This window comes from Streptomyces plumbidurans (assembly GCF_019857225.1).
GTDB classification, from domain to species: Bacteria; Actinomycetota; Actinomycetes; order Streptomycetales; family Streptomycetaceae; genus Streptomyces; species Streptomyces plumbidurans.
On sequence record NZ_JAFJSY010000006.1, the window covers coordinates 18,278 to 34,714 of the forward strand.

Sequence of the window (16,437 nt, forward strand, 5' to 3'; positions counted from 1 at the left end):
CTCCGCGCCGCGGCGGCGGCGATGGGCGGTGAGGCTGTGGCCGGACGAGGGCGGCAGACGTGGCCCCAGGGGTGCCTTTGGTGTCTTAGGTGCCTTTGGTGGCGCCGGAGTCTGTCCCAGTCGGCTGACTGATTGGTTAGTCAGAGTGGAGGGGATGCAGAAGCAAGTCAAGACTCGTGGGCTGACTAATTGGTTAGTTAGTCTCGTGCCCAGTCGGATGGCCCGGGCCCGCTGCTGCCCGCCCGGCCGTTCTCCCCTGTCCGCGGACCAGCGGTTCGCGCCACCGGCGTCCGGATCAGGACGCCCGCCCAGCTCCCCGCCCCTCTCGTCACGGCGACGGAGCACCCCCGGAGGCACGCATGAGCGATCGCCGAAGTCTCATATGGCTCGGCCTCACGCCCGAGCCCGAACAGGAACTGCCGGCCGCGGTCGCCGCCCTGCGCGCCGGGGCGGACGGCCGCCCCCCGTCCGCCCTCGTCACCGCCGAGCGGCGCCGCGTGGAGCGGCTGGTGCTGCGCGGCACCCAACGCGGCTGGCTGCGCTACCTCGGCGAGGTCACCGAACTCGTCGTGGAGGCCGCGACGGCGTGCGCCCCCGCCGACCCGAAGCCCGCCCTGCTGGCCGGCGAGGTCGTCCTCGACCACCACCGCATGCTCATCGGCCTGCCCGGCCCGGGCTACGACCGCACCGCCGCCCAACGGCGGGCACTGGAACGGGCGTTGACCCGCCTGAGGGCACGCCGCTGCACGGCCGCGCATGGCCGCACCCAGCACAGGAGCCCCGTATGACCGGCGTCCACTCCCTCCTGACCGAAGGACGGCCCGGACTGCTCACCACGCCCGGGACCGCCTCCTCGTACCTCGCGGCAGGCGGCTACGCGCCGCTGACCGACCCCGGGTTGACGCTCGACCGGATCGCCGCCGCGGGACTGCGCGGACGCGGCGGCGCCGGATTCCCGGCCGCCGTCAAGCTGCGCGCCGTGCGCGACGCACCGGGCAGGCCCGTCGTCGTCGCCAACGGCGAGGAGGGCGAGCCCGGTTCGGTCAAGGACCGCTGGCTGCTGCGACACCGCCCGCACCTGGTACTGGACGGTCTGCGGATCGCCGCGGCCGTCACCGGCGCCGTACAGGAGTACGTCTATCTCTCCGACGCACCCGCCGAACAGGCCGTCCTGACGGCGCTCGCCGAACGTCCCCCCGAGCTGGGCGTCGAGGTCGTACGGACGGAGCACACCTATGTCGCGGGCGAGGAGAGCGCGGTCGTACGGCGCATCGACGGCGGTCCGGCCCTGCCCACCGCGAAACCGCCACGCCCGTACGAGAGCGGGGTCGGCGGCGCGCCCACCCTCGTCGCCAATGTGGAGACGCTGGCCCGTGTCGCGCTGATGCACGCGCACCCGAACGACGCGGACCTGGTCGCCGCCACCCATCTGCTCACGCTCTCCGGAGGGGCCGGTGCCGCGCTCGTCGAAGTGCCCGCCGGTACGCACCTCAAGGTGCTCGCCGACCTGTGCGGACACGGACGGGCCGAAGCGGTCCTGCTCGGCGGGTTGTTCGGCGGCCTCCACGGCACCGGCTGGACGGACCTGCCGCTCGACCACGACGCCCTGAACGCGGCGGGCGGCGCCCTCGGGTGCGGCGCCCTGCACTTTCTGCACCCGGAGGACTGCCCGGTCGCGGTCGCCGCCGAAGCCGCCGCCCATCTCGCGGCACAGAGCGCACGGCAGTGCGGGGTGTGCGTCTCCGGCACTGGAGCGCTCGCTGCAACGCTCGCCGCCGTCGCCCGCGGCGAAGCCGACGACGACACCACCGGCAGGCTGCACCGCTGGTCGCGGCAACTGCCCGGCCGCGGGGCCTGCGGACTGCTCGACGCCGCCGCCCGGATCGCCGCCACCCTGCTCGCCCACTTCCCCGACCGGGTCGACGCCCACCGGGGAGCCGGCTGCCCCGCCTGCGTGGAACCGCCGCCCGAGAACGGGCGACGCTTCACCGTTGCCGTGCCCTGACCCGCCCCTCACCCAGCCGAAAGGACCGCCCCCATGAAACTCCTGCTGGACTCCACCCGCTGCCAGGGCTACGGCCTCTGCCAGGAACCCGCACCCGACCTGATCGACCTCGACGAGTGGGGCTACGCGCAGCCGCGGGTGGCCGAAGTGCCCGCCGACGGCGAGGACATCGCCGCTGCCGCCGTCGCCGCCTGCCCCAACTCCGCGCTGCGGCTGGGGAAGTGAGATGGGACGCGACCTCTCCGCACTCTTCGACCCGGTGTCCGTCGCCGTCGTCGGAGCCAGCGACGACCCCGCCAAGTACGGCCACGCCATCGCCGCGCAGGCCGTACGCGCCGACGGACGGCGCCCGATCCACCTCGTCAACCGCCGCGGCGGCACCGTGCTCGGACGCACCGCGGCGCCCAGTCTGAGCGCGATCGGCGAGCCCGTCGACCTCGCGGTGATCTCCGTGCCCGCCCAGGGGTTCGAGGACGCCGTCGACGAGGCCCTGCGGTGCGGAGCCCGGGCGATCGTGGCGATCACCGCCGGGTTCGCCGAGACCGGAGAGACGGGACGGGCCCGCCAGTTCGCCGTCGCCGAACGGGTGCGTGCGGCGGGCGCCGTGATGGTCGGACCCAACTGCCTGGGACTGGCCGACAACACCACCGACCTCTTCCTGGCCTCCGGCACCTTCACCCCCGGCGCCGTCGCGCTGCTGAGCCAGAGCGGCAATCTCGCCCTCGAACTCCAGCTCCGGCTCGCCCCGCACGGCCTCGGCTTCTCCCGCTTCGTCTCGCTCGGCAACCAGGCCGACGTCACCCTCGTCGATCTGCTCGCCGACTGCGCACGCCACGAGGGCACCCGCGCCATCGCGGTCTACGCGGAGGACTTCGGCGACGGGCGGGCGTTCGCGGAGGCGGCTGCCGCTGCCGGGAAGCCGGTGGTGCTGCTCACCGCGGGCCGCGGGGATGCCTCCGCGCGCAGTGCCATGTCACATACCGGTGCGCTGACCACCTCGGCCGACGTCGTGACCGCCGCCTGCCGCGACGCAGGCATGGAACTCGTCGCCACCCCCCGCGAACTCGCCGTCGTCCTGGCCGCGTTGAACGGCGCGCGACGCGCGGCCGGTCGCAGCGTCGCCGTGCTCACCGACGGCGGCGGCCACGGCGCCGTCGCCGCCGACGCCGTGGAAACGGCCGGGCTGACCGTGCCCGAGCTCCGCGAACCCACCCGCCGCCGGCTGCGCGAGACACTGTGGGAGCAGTCGGCCGTCGCCAACCCGGTGGATCTCGCCGGGATGGGGGAGCAGGACCCCGGCTCCTACGCGCAGACCGTCGCCGCGCTGCTGGCCGCCGAGGAGGCCGACGCCGTCCTGGTGACCGGCTACTTCGGCGGCTACACCGCCACCGAGGGCGGGCTCGGCGGAGGCGGCACACCGCTCGCGGAAGGCGAACAGGAGGCCGCCCGCCTCATCGCCGCCCGGCACCGCGCCACCGCGAAGCCCCTGGTGGTGCAGTCGATGTATCCCGACTCGCCCAGCTGCCGCACCCTCACCGCGGCCGGCATCCCGGTCTTCGGCGCCACCGAGGACGCCGCCCGCGCCCTCGCCGCCACGGCACCCGGCGCACCCCGCCCCGGTGTCGCACCCCTGCCCCCGGCGGCGGCCCCCCTCGCCGAGGTCGGCTACATGGAGACTCGCAGAGCCCTCGAAGCCGCCGGACTCGCCTTCCCCGCCGCACGGGAGGTCCACGACGAGACCGAACTGCTCGCAGCGGCCGGGGAGTTCACCGGACCGTACGCCCTCAAGGCCCTCCACCTGCTGCACAAGTCCGACGCGGGCGGGGTCGCCCTGGGCCTGGCCGGACCCGCCGAACTGCTCGCCGCCTTCCGGGAGATGCACGCCCGGTTCGGTGCGTCCGCCTACTCCGTGGAGGCCATGGCCGACCTCACCGACGGCATCGAGCTGATCGTCGGCGTCAACCGCGACCCGAGGTTCGGCCCGGTCGCCATGGTCGGTCTCGGCGGGGTGCTCGCCGAGGCACTGCACGACGTCGCCTTCACCCTGGCCCCCGTGCCCGCCGACCACGCCCTGCGGCTGCTGCGCGGACTGCGTACGGCGGCCCTCCTCGACGGAGTGCGCGGCCGTCTCGCCGTCGACCTGGAAGCGGCCGCGGCAGCCGTGGAGACGATCACCGCGTTCGCCGCCGCCCACCCCGAGATCGCCGAGATCGAGGTCAACCCCCTGCTCGTACGCCCCGACGGGGCCCTCGCGCTCGACTCCCGCGCCGTACTCGCCTGACCCACCCGCCCCGCATGGAACCCGTACGGAAGAGGCACCCTCATGGACCTGCGCTACACCCCCGAACAGGCCGACCTGAAGCGTCGGGCGGCCGAGTACGCCCGGCTGCTGATGCGCTACGAGGACCAGTCCGAGCAGGCCGGCGGACCCCTGCCGCAGCAGCTCGTGACCGAGCTGACCCGAGCCGCCATGGACGCCGGTGTCTACGCCATCAACATGCCCGCCGAGTGGGGCGGCGCCGGGCTCAGCCTGCTCGACCAGGTCATCGTCGAGGAGGAGTTCGGGAAAGTCACCAACTGCCTCTGGGACATCCCCTGGCGGCCCGCCAACGTCCTCGCCCAGGGCGACGAGCGGCAGCGCGAGAAGTATCTGCTGCCCGTGATCCGCGGGGAGCGGTTCGACGCGTTCGCCGTCACCGAACCGGGCGCGGGCTCGGATCCCTCCTCCGGCACCTCCACGGCCACCCGAACCGACGGCGGCTGGCTGCTCAACGGCGAGAAGTGGTTCGTCACGTGCGGCGACATCGCCGACTTCCTGCTGGTGCAGGCCGACGCCGGACCCGAGAAACTGCCCACGCTGTTCTTCGTGGACAAGGCCGCCCCCGGCGTGCGGCTGACCCGGCTGCCGCGCTTCATGCACTCCGCGGTCAACGGGCACCCCGAATTCACCTTCACCGACGTCTTCGTGGCCGACGAGGACGTCCTCGGCGGCGTAGGCAACGGCTACGAGCTCACCAAGGAGTGGTTCACCGACGAACGCCTCATGATCGCGGCCCGTACGGTCGGAGCCGCCGAGCGCGCCCTGCAGCTCGCCCGCGAATGGGCCCTGGAACGCGAGCAGTTCGGGGCGCCGATCGCCTCGTACCAGCTGATCCAGGGCATGCTCGCGGACTGCGCCGTGGACATCGCCGTCAACCGCGCCTACACCCACCAGGTCGCCTGGGAGGCGGACCAACCGGGCACCGACCGCAAGACCCTGCACGCCAAGGCCGCCACCGCCAAGCTCGCCGCCAGCGAGGCGGCGGGCCGGGTAGCCGACCGCTGTCTGCAGATCTTCGGCGGCCGCGGCTACGACCGCACCTACCCGGTCGAGCGGATGTACCGCGAACTGCGCGTGGACCGGATCTGGGAGGGCACCTCCGAGATCCAGCGGCTGATCATCGCCAACGAGCTGATCAAGCGCGGCACCCGCGCCCTGGCCCTGCCCACCGCCTGAACACCCCTCGCCCGAGCCTCCCTCGCCCGCATACCCCTCGCCCGAGCACCCCTGTCCCGCAACGACATCGAGGACTTCCATGGACTTCCGACTCACCCCGCGCCAGGCACAGCTCAAGGCCGACGCCCGCGCCCTCGCCGACCTCATCGCCGGCTACGAGCTCCAGTGCGAGCAGGACAACGGCCTGCCCGCCGACGTCCACGCCAAGATCCGCGACGCGGTCCTCGACGCGGGACTGCAGGCCGTCAACATGCCCGCCGAATGGGGCGGCGCCGGACTCACCATCGCCGAACAGGCCACCGTCCAGGAGGAGTTGGGACGTCTCACCGGCGCCCTGTGGGACATGGTGTGGCGGCCCGCCAACGCGCTCAGGTTCTGCACCCCCGAACAGCGCGAGCGCTTCCTGATCCCAGTGATCAACGGCGAACGCCGCGACTGCTACGCCGTCACCGAACCCGGCGCCGGCTCGGACCCGCAGAACCTCGCCACCACCGCCACCAGGAACGACCGCGGCTGGGTTCTCAACGGCGAGAAGTGGTTCGTCACCGTCGGCGACCACGCCGACTTCATGATCGTGCTCGCCGCGGCCGGACCGGAGCGCGCCCCCACGCTGTTCCTCGTCGACAAGGACACCCCCGGCATCGAGATGACCCGCGTGCCGCGCTTCATGCACACCTTCGTCTACGAGCACCCCGAGTTCACCTACACCGACGTCCAGGTCGGCGAGGACGCCGTCCTCGGCGGCATCGGCCAGGGCTACGACATCACCCGCTCCTGGTTCACCGAGGAGCGCCTGATGATCGCGGCCCGCACCATCGGCGCCGCCGAGCGCGCCCTTGAGCTCTCCCGCGAATGGGCGGTGGAGCGCGAGCAGTTCGGGGCGCCGATCGCCTCGTACCAGCTGATCCAGGGCATGCTCGCGGACTGCGCGGTGGACATCGCCGTCAACCGCGCCTACACCCATCAGGTCGCCTGGGAGATCGATCAGGCCTCGCCCGAGGACCGCAAGACGCTGCACGCCAAGGCCGCCATCGCCAAGCTCTCCGCCAGCGAGGCCTCGGGCCGCGTCGTCGACCGCTGTCTGCAGATCCACGGCGGCCGCGGCTACGACCGCTCCTACGCCGTCGAACGGCTCTACCGCGAGCTGCGCGTGGACCGCATCTGGGAGGGCACCTCCGAGATCCAGCGGCTGATCATCGCCAACGAGCTGATCAAGCGCGGCACCGAGGTCCTGAACCTGCCCACCGCCTGAACGAGCGGAGAGGAACCCTCATGACCGACATCGAGCACGTCGGAGTCGTCGGCTGCGGACTCATGGGCGCAGGGATAGCCGAGGTCTGTGCACGGGCCGGCGTGCCGGTGACGGTGGTGGAGCGCGATGCGCGGGCGGCCGAGGCGGGCCGGGCGCGCATCGCGCACTCGCTGGAGCGCGCCACCGCCTCGGGCAGACTCACCGACGGGCAGCACGCGACGGCGTCCGCCCTGATCACCGTGGTGGACCAGGTCGAAGCACTGCACGACCACGACCTGGTGATCGAGGCCGTCGCCGAGGACGAGGCCCTCAAACTCGACGTCTTCGCCCGCCTCGACGCCGTCGTCACCGGCGAGCACGCCATCCTCGCCACCAACACCTCCTCCATCCCGGTCATCCGCCTCGCCGCCGCGACCGCACGCCCCGATCACGTCGTCGGCGTGCACTTCTTCAACCCCGTACCGGTCCTGCGTCTCGTCGAACTCGTGCCGTCACTGCTCACCTCGCCCACCACGGCGGAACGCGCCGAGACCTTCGTGACGGACACCCTCGGCAAGGAGGTCGTACGGACCCGGGACAAGGCGGGCTTCGTCGTCAACGCGCTGCTGGTCCCATATCTGCTCGCCGCCATCCGCATGGTGGAATCGGGCAGCGCCACCGTCGAGGACGTCGACCGCGGCATGGTGCTCGGCTGCGCACACCCGCTCGGCCCGCTCGCCCTCACCGACCTCATCGGACTCGACACCACCCGGGCCATCGCCGAGTCGCTGTACGCCGAGTTCCGCGAACCGCAGTACTCGCCGCCGCCCCTGCTGTCCCGGATGGTGGAGGCCGGACTGCTGGGGCGGAAGTCCGGGCGCGGCTTCCACACCTACGCCGACGGACCGCCTGGCGAGCAGGCGGCACCGGTGGGGCGGCGGTGAGGGAAGATGGTCATGGCCCACGACCGTCGAACGAGGGGAGCCGCCCGGTGAGCACCAAGGTGCGCACGGCAGACACGCGTGAGCGCATCCTCACGGCCGCGTGCGAGGTCATCGCCGACATCGGCTTCGAGAAGATCCGTATGCGCATGGTCGCCGAGCGGGCCGGGGTGTCGACCGCGCTGCTGCACTACCACTTCGACACCCGCGAGAAGCTGTTCACCGAGGCGATGACCCACTCCTTCGCCAACACCGCGGTGGACGTCGAACGCGACGCGGAGACCGCACCGGCGGCCGTCATCCTGGCCCGCATCCTGCGCAACCTGCTGCCGACCGACCCCGAACTGCACCAGGACTGGCGGCTGTGGCAGGAACTGTGGGTGCGCGCCCTGCGCGACGAGACCACCCGCGTCTTCGCCGTGGACCTGTACGCGCAGCTGCACGCCTGGGTGACCGGTGCGGTGCGGCGGGGGATCGACTCCGGCGAGTTCACGCCGACCGACGTGGACGCCCTCGCCACGCTCGTGCTGTCGCTGAGCGACGGCTACGGCATCCGCATCATGCTGCGCGATCCGGCGGTCACGCTGGACACGGCGCTCGCGTCAGTCTGGCGCCATGTGTCCACCGCCCTCGGCCTGCCGGAGAAGATGCCGGCGGACTGAGGCACCGCCCCTCAGCGCACCGGGAAGCCGAAGGAGTAGCCCTGCTGCTTCAGCCACGGCAGGCATTCGCGCAGCGCGGCCACGGTCTGCGAACGGTCGCCGCCGGCGTCGTGGAAGAGGATCGTCGGGCCGTTGGGCACCTCGCTCCTGACGGTGGCGACGATGGCCTCGGTGCCGGGGCGCTCGAAGTCCTTGCTGTCCACGTTCCAGCCCAGCGGGCGCATCCCCTGCTTGGCCGCGAGGTGCCGGCTGTAGGGCGTGAACGCACCGCCCGGTGCACGGTAGTACTGCGGCCGTACGCCACCGGATGCCTTGGTGATCATGTCCGCGGCGTCCAGGATCTCCTTGGACTGGTACGCCTCGGCCTTCTTGTCCATCGTGGTGTCGTGCGACACCGTGTGGTCGCACAGCCGGTGCCCGGCCGCCACCACGGCCTTGACCAGATCCGGATGGGCCTGCGCCTGCGTGCCGACCATGCAGAAGGTGGCCTTCACGCCGTTCTCCTTGAGCACCTGCAGCACCTGCGGCGTCCAGACCGGGTCAGGACCGTCGTCGATGGTGATGTTCACGCCGTGCGCGCCCGCGTCCGAGGCATGGGCGATGGACACCGGGACGGTGCGCGGAGCGGAGTGGTGCGGCGAGGCAGCCGCCTGCTGCTCGTCGACGGGACCGGCCTGCGCGGTCCACACCGAGGTGGCCGCCGCCACCGCCGTCACCCCGACCGCCGCCGCGATTACCCGGCCGTACCATCCCCGCCCGCCATGCCGCGCCATGTCCGCCCCGCTCCTCGCCGTCCCTGTGGTGCTTGTGCACCTGTCAGGACGAAGATCGGGCCGCACGGGATCCGCCTGTTACTGATCACGGACAATTCCGCGGGAGTTCCGAGACGCTCCACGCTCGACGAGGGGTGCCGGTCACGCCCGCAGCGGGCTGCACAACAGGGCCGCGGGGCCCGGTGAGCTGCCCAGACGGGTGGTGAAGGCGATGCCGGCGGCGTACTCGTCGGCGGCGCACTGGCCCTTGTAGTGCCCCTCCGCGAAGTCACCGCCCGCGCCGTCGGAGGGCCGGTTGTCGGAGCGGTCGAACCACACGGTCCGCCCGGTGGCACCCAGCGGGACGCGGGCGGGTGCGCACAGAGCCGCCGACACCCGCTCACCGCGGCGGCTGTAGCCGATGAGGAACTGCCCTGCGGGGCATTGGAGTTTGGTGTAGCCGGCGGCCCAGTCACCGCCCGCGGGGACATTGCGTTCGTCGGTGACGACCGTCTGGGTGTTGCCCGCGGCGCGCAGGTCGCCGCCCGTCGTGTCGGTGCACAGGCCGCGCCCGCCGGTGTGGCTGAGACCGATCAGCCGCAGGCCGTCGGGGCATACGGCCTTGTAGGCGCCGGAGTCCCAGTCGCCGTCGGCGCGCACCCGCAGCGACTCCACGGCGTCGCCGTGGTCGGTGGCGAGCATGCGCCACACGGGCACCTGCGGGATGTCCCCGGTGCGGCTCGCGGCGGTCATGAGGTGGTTCCAGGCGCTCGCCCGCCAGTCGTCCTGGTCGAGGATGCCGTAGCGGTGCCCGGCCGTGTCGTAGCGCAGCAGCGCCCAGTCGTCGTGGCCCTCCCAGCCGACCAGCGGCCAGTAGGCGAAGTCCGTGTCGTGGTCGGCGAAGTAGTCGGTGATGTTGCCGAACCAGGTGCGGGCCGCCGCTCCCGTCTCGTTCGCCCCGACGCCGAACTCGCTGACCCACACGGGCGCGGTGTAGTGCTGCCCCTCCGTGGTGACGAAGAAGGCCTGGTCGCCGAGGACTTGGTACAGCTGGTCGCGGGTCAGGTCCTGGTAGCGCGGGTCGTGGGTCTCGCCGACTCCGGTGGCGCCGCTGTGCCGGGGGCCGGTGTAGCCGTAGAAGTGGGCGGAGTAGACCAGCTTGTGCGCGTCGACGAGAGTGTGCGACAGCGTGCGTACGGGCGTCAGCGTGGGGCGGTCGTGCGGCAGTCCGTCGACGGGCAGGCCGGTCCAGTTGATGCCTTCGACGACGATGAGCAGGTCCGGGTTTGCCTCGGTGAGGATGCGGTCCGCGGCCAACTGGGCGGCGGCGTACCAGTCGTGCTCGTCGCCGAGGCCCCAGTTGGGGTCGTCCAGGACGTCGCGGCGTACCTCGTTGTAGAGATCGGCGCCCACCACCCGTGGATCGGCCTTGTAGCGGCGGGCCATGAAGACCCAGTCGTCCGCCCACTGCCCGGTGGACTGGCTGCTGTTCCAGCGTTCGTTGCCGTCAATGCCGCAGCACCAACGCGAGGTGCTGGTGTGGTTGTTGAGGATGACGGCGAACCCGTCGTCGGTGAGGGCGGTCACGACCGCGTCGTAGACCTCCAGGGGTGTCTTGCCCCGCAGCTGCGGGTTGGCGGCGACTGCCGTGTCAGGCACGGGAGTTGTCGTGTGGATCATCTCGTTGGAGAACGGCAGCCGGACGCTGTTGATGCCGAGTTCGCGGAAGTCGGCGAGGAGTTCGGGCAGCGGGGCGCGGTCGAGGCCGAGGGGGATGCCGTACGAGTCCTGTCCGGCGTGGTGGTTGGCGGGATCGGCGGCGCTGCCGCTTCCGGTCCATGAGCCCTGTGCGCCGTCCCAGTTGGCCGCCTTCAGCCGGAAGCGGCGGCCCTGGGCGTCGACGATGTAGCGGCCGCGGGTGGACAGGGGCGCCTGCCAGGTGTCGGCGGCGGTCGAAGCGGTCTGCGCGGAGGAGCCGACGGGGTGCTGTTCGGTGGCGACGGCGGACGGTGCCGCGGTCAGCAGCGCGAAGGAGGTGGCCAATACTGTCAGGAACTTGACAAGTCTGTCGGTCTGCACGGTCTGCATCCGGTCCTCCGGAGTCCGCGGCGGGAAGGAGATGGCCGATCGACGAGTGGCGGCTGACACCCTACGAATGAACGGGCGTCAGGTCGAGACCGGGTTCGGGCGCGGGATCGTCTACGTCGCCCGCAGGAAGGGGGCGGGTGTCACCGACCGGCGCCGCGGCCACCGCGCCGGTACGCGCAGGCGCGATCCGGACATCCGCATCCGGGTGCTGATGGGCAACGACGTCGGCGGCACCGCGCCGGCCGGAGAATGCGCCGCGCGCCACCTCCTCGACGACGTGAACTACCCACCGCCGTCGTCCCGTTCGACGACCGGTGCGCCCCACCACATCTGGCCGCGCGCAGGGGCCTGCGGGAACCCCCGCGTCCGAACGGGCGGATGCGCCCCCCTCACGCGAACCGCCGGAGGCGTCACGCTGCCGGGTGGATCAGGCCGGACTCGTAGGCGAAGGCGACCGCCTGGACGCGGGCGCGGGCGCCGATCTTGGCGAGGATGTGGCTGACGTGGGACTTGACGGTGGTCGGGGCGATGGAGAGCCGTAGGGCGATCTCGCTGTTGGACCAGCCGGAGGCGACGGCGGTGAGGACGTCGCGCTCGCGTTGGGTGAGGTTGTCCAGTCCGACGTCCCGCCGCAGCGGGCGGGGAGTCGGCTCGGCGCGGACCGTGTCGATGAGCGCGCGGGTCAGGGTGGGTGTGATCACGGCGTCGCCCGCCGCAACGACCCTGATGGCGGCGGTCAGTTCCGCCGCGGAGGCGTCCGTGAGGAGGAACCCGTCGGCGCCGGCGCGCAGGGCGGCGTTGGCGTGGCTCTCGTCGGTGGCCGAGGCCAGGACGAGCACGCGGGGAGGGCTCCCTTGGCTCCCTTGGGCCCCTTTGGTCCCCTCGGCGATGGCTGGCCCGGCGGCCGGGAGGAGGCGGGGCGGGCGGGCGATGCGGCGGACCACTTCGATGTCGTCCGTGTCGGCGAGGCGGATGTCCATCAGTACGACGTCCGGGCGGAGCGCGGCGCTCATCGCGACCGCCTCGGCCCCACCGGCCGCTTCGCCGACGACGGTCAGGTCGGACTCGGCGCTCAGGAGCATGCGCAGGCCGAGGCGCTGAAGAGACTGGTCGTTGACGACGAGTACGGAGACCATGTCTGTCCTTCCCCACACTCTAAACGAAACTGTTTCGTTCACCTGGTGGGTACGATACCCCCGCTCGGCCATCGAAACGACATCGTTCACCTTATGGTTTGAGTCACATCTCGCCCCGATCAGGGCTCGCGGTGCTCGTGCGCCGCCCGCTCCAGGCTCTCCGCCTCCGCCTCGGCCAGCCGCTGCTCGGCCGCGACGTCGATGGAACGGGTCAGCAGCCAGTAGAGCCCCGCGGCCACGGGCAGCCCGATGAACAAGGAGATGTCGGCGCCGTCGAGCGCGTCGGCGATGGGTCCGGTGTAGAGCGTCCCGACGGAGAAGAAGGGGATCATGACGACGAAGCCCACCACATAGGCGATGATGCCGTGCCAGCCCCAACGCCCGTAGATTCCCCGGGGGTTGAAGATCTCGGCGATGGCGTAGTGCCCGCGGCGCACGACGTAGTAGTCCATGAGGTTGACCGCGGTCCACGGGATGAACAGATAGAGGACCAGCAGCAGGAAGTTGTTGAAGTTCTCCAGGAAGTTGGAGGTCGCGGCGAGCGCGCCGATCAGGGACAGCGCGGCGGTGAGCCCGATCGTCAGCAGACGTACGCCGAGTGTCGGCCGCACCCGCTTGATCGAGTCGATCGCGCTGATCAACGTGAGTGATCCGCCGTACATGTTGAGCGCGGTGACCGAGACCAGACCCAGGACCGCGAAGAGCAGCACGATCGCGCCGAACCCGCTGAACACCTTGTCGCCCGCCGCGTTGATCGACTCGATGGTGTCGAAGCCTTTGCCCGCCCAGGCGGCGAGCATGGAGCCGAGGACCATCAGCCAGATGCCGCCGAGGGCCGAGCCGAAATACGTCCAGTAGAAGGTCTTGCGTACGGTCACGCCCGGCGGGAGATAGCGCGAGTAGTCGGAGACGTAGATCGCCCAGCTGATCTGGTAGCCGGCGACGACGCCGAACTGGGCGAGGAACGGCGTCCACTTGAAGGCGCCGAGGTCGAAGGAACCGGCCGGGTAGTGCAGGGTGACCAGGGCGCCCACGGTGAAGATCCCGAAGACGATCAGGAAGGAGTACGTCAGGAACTGCTCGGCCTTGTGGATGACGTCGTAGCCCACCAGCGCGATGACGAGGGCGACCAGGGTGACCACGACCACCCAGAGCTTGACCCCTCCGTGCACCGTGGTGTGCATCGCCTCTCCGGCGAGGATGGTGTTGAAGACGTTGAAGCCCGCGTACTGCACATAGGCGAACAGCCACACGAGAAGGGCGCCGACGTAGCCGAACTGGGGACGCGACTGGATCATCTGCGGCAGCCCGAGCTGCGGGCCCTGTGCCGAGTGGAACGCCATGAAGAAGGTGCCGAGGACGGTGCCCGCCACGATCGCGATCAGCGACCAGATCAGATTGCCGCCCTCGGTGATGCTGATCAGGCCGACGGCCAGCGTGGCGATCTGGGCGTTCGACATGAACCACAGGGGTCCGAGGTGCCACAGCTTGCCGTGGCGCTCGTCCAGAGGCACATAGTCGATGGAACGGACTTCCAGGCCCGAAACGCGCGGTTCCGACGATGTGCTCACGGCGCCTCCAGAGTGTTGATCCACCCCTGTGGCCACATTCATGCCCCATGGCCGCCAGGTCAAGCGGTCATTGCCGACCCTTGACCGGAGGGTATGCGGAGGTCGGACCGCGAGGGGCGGGGGAGAGGCGGGTCTTGAGCGGTTCGCCGGCCACCGTCCCAGTGGGCAAAATCAGGTCACCGGCGCGGCCGCGAGAAGGATGCAGCCCCCGCCACCGCCTTCTCCCCGGAGCCCGTATTCAATGAAGTTCGCACACGTCGCCGCAACCGCGCTGGCTGTCGGCGCCCTCCTCGCGGGGTGTTCTCCCCGGCACAGTTCGTCACGGGGCTATGGCTCCCCGGCTTCCCCGGGACCGGGCGAAGGCGAGACGTCTCCCCGCACCACGAACAGGGCCGCCCCTACGCCCTCGTCCGCCCCCGATCTGGACGACTGGCCGACCCGGCCCGCGACGGCGGACAAGTTCCCCCGCAGCATCCGCAGCACCGCCCTCGGCGAGAACTACACCGGCACCGCGTACCTCGGCCGGCTGACGCAGCGATGGCACATCGACCTGGGTGCCAGGAAGAAGAACGACTTCAACAAGAACGACGACGTACCCCCTGTCTGGTACGCCGCGGGCACCGGACGACCGTCCCCCGGGGCCAAGTTGACCGTTGCGGCCGTCTGGGATCTCTCCGGCGACCTGGAATCCCTCACCTGCACCGCCGACCGAACGGCGCCGGGCCGCACCGACTTCCTGCGGGCGTGCATCCAGCTGAACTATCCGCGCGCGCAGCCGACTTCGGCCGTTCGATGGCTCGGGAAGGCGCTGCCCGACCTCGACACGGCGTACGCGCACACCAAGAAGCCCGTGGGCAGTCCGCTGTACCGGTCGGGCCGAGCAGCGTCCTATCTGCTCGAATACGACAACGGCGAGGAGGGGTTGGCCTACTCGGTCCGCATCTTCGGAACGGCGTCGTAAGAGCGTCCGCGACGCCGTCGAGGGCCGCCCCCGAACCGGGAACGGCCCTCGACACGGCACTGCCCTGCCGGCGTCAGAGCGCCGGGCTCGGGAAGGTCGGGTACTCCACCCCGGAGACGTACTGCACGACCCGGATGACCTGGCAGGAGTAGCCGAACTCGTTGTCGTACCACAGGTACAGGATGGCGTTGTCGCCCTCCACCTTGGTGGCGCCGGCGTCGACGATCGAGGCGTGGCGGGAGCCGATGAAGTCGCTGGAGACCGCGTCGGGGGCCGTGGTGAAGTCGATCTGGCGGCGCAGCGGGGAGGTCAGCGAGACGTCGCGCAGATGGTCGAGGACCTCCTCGCGTGAAGTCTCGCGCGAGAGCTGCAGGTTGAGGATCGCGATCGAGACGTCCGGCACGGGGACCCGGATCGAGCTGCCGGTGATGCGGGCCTTGAGGTCGGGCAGCGCCTTGGCGACGGCGGAGGCGGCACCGGTCTCGGTGATGACCATGTTGAGCGGCGCGGAACGGCCGCGGCGCTCGGCCTTGTGGTAATTGTCCAGCAGGTTCTGGTCGTTGGTGAAGGAGTGCACGGTCTCCACGTGACCGCGCTCGACGCCGAACTCGTCGTCCATCGCCTTCAGCGGCGGCACGATCGCGTTGGTGGTGCAGGACGCGCAGGACAGGATCTGCTCGTCCGGCTTGACGGTGTCGTGGTTGACGCCGTGCACGATGTTCGGGACGTCGCCCTTGCCCGGCGCGGTCAGCACGACCTTGTCGATGCCGGGACGCAGATGCTGCGAAAGCCCTTCGCGGTCACGCCACTTGCCGGTGTTGTCGATCAGGATGGCGTTCTTGATGCCGTACGCCGTGTAGTCGACCTCGGACGGGACGTCGGCGTAGATCACCTTGATCGCGTTGCCGTTGGCGAAGATGGTGCTGCTCGCCTCGTCCACGGTGATGGTCCCCTGGAACTGGCCGTGGATGGAGTCGCGTCGCAGCAGCGAGGCCCGCTTGACGATGTCCTGCTCGCCGCCGCCCCGCACCACGATCGCGCGCAGCCGCAGACCGTTGCCGGAGCCGGCCTTCTCGACCAGCAGCCGGGCCACCAGGCGGCCGATGCGGCCGAAGCCGTAGAGGACGACGTCCCGGCCCTCGCCGCGCTCGATCTTGTTGGCGCCCGTGGCGCCCGCGACCGCCTCGGCGGTGAACTCCGCCACGGACAGGCCGCGGTCGTCGCCCTTGTACGTCGCCGCGAGCATGCCGATGTCGATCTGCGAGGGACCGAGGTCGAGCGCGGTGAGCGCCTGCAGGAACGGCAGGGTCTCGACCACCGAGAGCTCCTCGCCGGCTATCTGCCGGGCGAAGCGGTGGGTCTTGAGGATGCTGACCACCGACTTGTTCACCAGGGAGCGGCTGTGCAGCAGGACGGTGACGTCCTGCTCGCGGTGCAGCTTCCCGATGATCGGGATCATCGACTCCGCGATCTCCTCGCGGGTCTTCCAGTTGGTGAACGAGTCGTCGTTGACAGCAGTCACTGGTCCATCTTTCGCTGATCCATCGTTCGAGCTAGGCGGCGCTCATATGTTAAACCCTGTTTGATCGATCGT

The 16,437-nt window shown here is 70.9% G+C and carries 14 protein-coding genes; 9 read left to right on the top strand and 5 right to left on the bottom strand.

Features of this window, described 5'->3' with window-relative positions; translation table 11 throughout:
• Positions 1-359: 359 nt before the first annotated feature.
• The 8 genes from JYK17_RS04590 to JYK17_RS04625 all read left to right on the top strand — a co-directional run bounded on the left by JYK17_RS04590 (position 360) and on the right by JYK17_RS04625 (position 8,335).
• The gene (locus tag JYK17_RS04590; protein ID WP_108012660.1) at positions 360-788 is read left to right on the top strand and encodes a hypothetical protein; all 429 of its coding nucleotides are present in this window, start codon (positions 360-362) and stop codon (positions 786-788) included.
• Complete coding sequence (locus tag JYK17_RS04595; protein WP_108012661.1) at positions 785-2,005, top strand: NADH-ubiquinone oxidoreductase-F iron-sulfur binding region domain-containing protein; 1,221 nt, start codon at positions 785-787, stop codon at positions 2,003-2,005. Before JYK17_RS04590 ends, JYK17_RS04595 begins: the two co-directional genes overlap by 4 nt.
• A gap of 33 nt (positions 2,006-2,038) precedes the next feature.
• Positions 2,039-2,230, top strand: a complete 192-nt coding sequence (locus JYK17_RS04600; RefSeq protein WP_108012662.1) for a ferredoxin — start codon at positions 2,039-2,041, stop codon at positions 2,228-2,230.
• Position 2,231: 1 nt separating this feature from the next.
• Entirely contained in the window at positions 2,232-4,286 is a 2,055-nt protein-coding gene (locus JYK17_RS04605; protein ID WP_222809816.1) for an acetate--CoA ligase family protein, read from the top strand.
• A gap of 42 nt (positions 4,287-4,328) precedes the next feature.
• Entirely contained in the window at positions 4,329-5,501 is a 1,173-nt protein-coding gene (locus JYK17_RS04610) for an acyl-CoA dehydrogenase family protein (protein ID WP_128803972.1), read from the top strand.
• A 79-nt stretch (positions 5,502-5,580) separates the two neighbouring features.
• On the top strand, positions 5,581-6,753 hold the full coding sequence (locus JYK17_RS04615; RefSeq protein ID WP_108012665.1) for an acyl-CoA dehydrogenase family protein: 1,173 nt from the start codon (positions 5,581-5,583) through the stop codon (positions 6,751-6,753).
• Between the two features lie 20 nt (positions 6,754-6,773).
• On the top strand, positions 6,774-7,676 hold the full coding sequence (locus JYK17_RS04620; RefSeq protein ID WP_108012666.1) for a 3-hydroxybutyryl-CoA dehydrogenase: 903 nt from the start codon (positions 6,774-6,776) through the stop codon (positions 7,674-7,676).
• Positions 7,677-7,723: 47 nt separating this feature from the next.
• Positions 7,724-8,335, top strand: a complete 612-nt coding sequence (locus JYK17_RS04625) for a TetR/AcrR family transcriptional regulator (protein ID WP_128803973.1) — start codon at positions 7,724-7,726, stop codon at positions 8,333-8,335.
• A gap of 11 nt (positions 8,336-8,346) precedes the next feature.
• Here the strand turns inward: JYK17_RS04625 and JYK17_RS04630 are convergent, their stop codons facing one another.
• From JYK17_RS04630 to JYK17_RS04645, 4 genes are all read right to left on the bottom strand, one after another.
• Positions 8,347-9,108, bottom strand: a complete 762-nt coding sequence (locus JYK17_RS04630; protein ID WP_108012668.1) for a polysaccharide deacetylase family protein — start codon at positions 9,106-9,108, stop codon at positions 8,347-8,349.
• 141 nt (positions 9,109-9,249) lie between these two features.
• Entirely contained in the window at positions 9,250-11,175 is a 1,926-nt protein-coding gene (locus JYK17_RS04635) for a glycoside hydrolase family 5 protein (RefSeq protein WP_234547365.1), read from the bottom strand.
• Between the two features lie 410 nt (positions 11,176-11,585).
• Positions 11,586-12,311 (bottom strand): LuxR C-terminal-related transcriptional regulator, encoded by a 726-nt coding sequence (locus JYK17_RS04640; RefSeq protein WP_128803974.1) that lies wholly within the window; start codon positions 12,309-12,311, stop codon positions 11,586-11,588.
• Between the two features lie 119 nt (positions 12,312-12,430).
• The gene (locus tag JYK17_RS04645) at positions 12,431-13,882 is read right to left on the bottom strand and encodes a purine-cytosine permease family protein (protein WP_108012671.1); all 1,452 of its coding nucleotides are present in this window, start codon (positions 13,880-13,882) and stop codon (positions 12,431-12,433) included.
• A 241-nt stretch (positions 13,883-14,123) separates the two neighbouring features.
• Between JYK17_RS04645 and JYK17_RS04650 the strand changes: the two genes are divergently transcribed.
• Positions 14,124-14,843: a hypothetical protein gene (locus JYK17_RS04650; RefSeq protein ID WP_108012672.1), complete on the top strand. Its 720-nt coding sequence runs from the start codon at positions 14,124-14,126 to the stop codon at positions 14,841-14,843.
• A 73-nt stretch (positions 14,844-14,916) separates the two neighbouring features.
• Here the strand turns inward: JYK17_RS04650 and JYK17_RS04655 are convergent, their stop codons facing one another.
• Positions 14,917-16,365, bottom strand: a complete 1,449-nt coding sequence (locus JYK17_RS04655) for a glyceraldehyde-3-phosphate dehydrogenase (protein WP_108012673.1) — start codon at positions 16,363-16,365, stop codon at positions 14,917-14,919.
• Between the last annotated feature and the right edge of the window lie 72 nt (positions 16,366-16,437).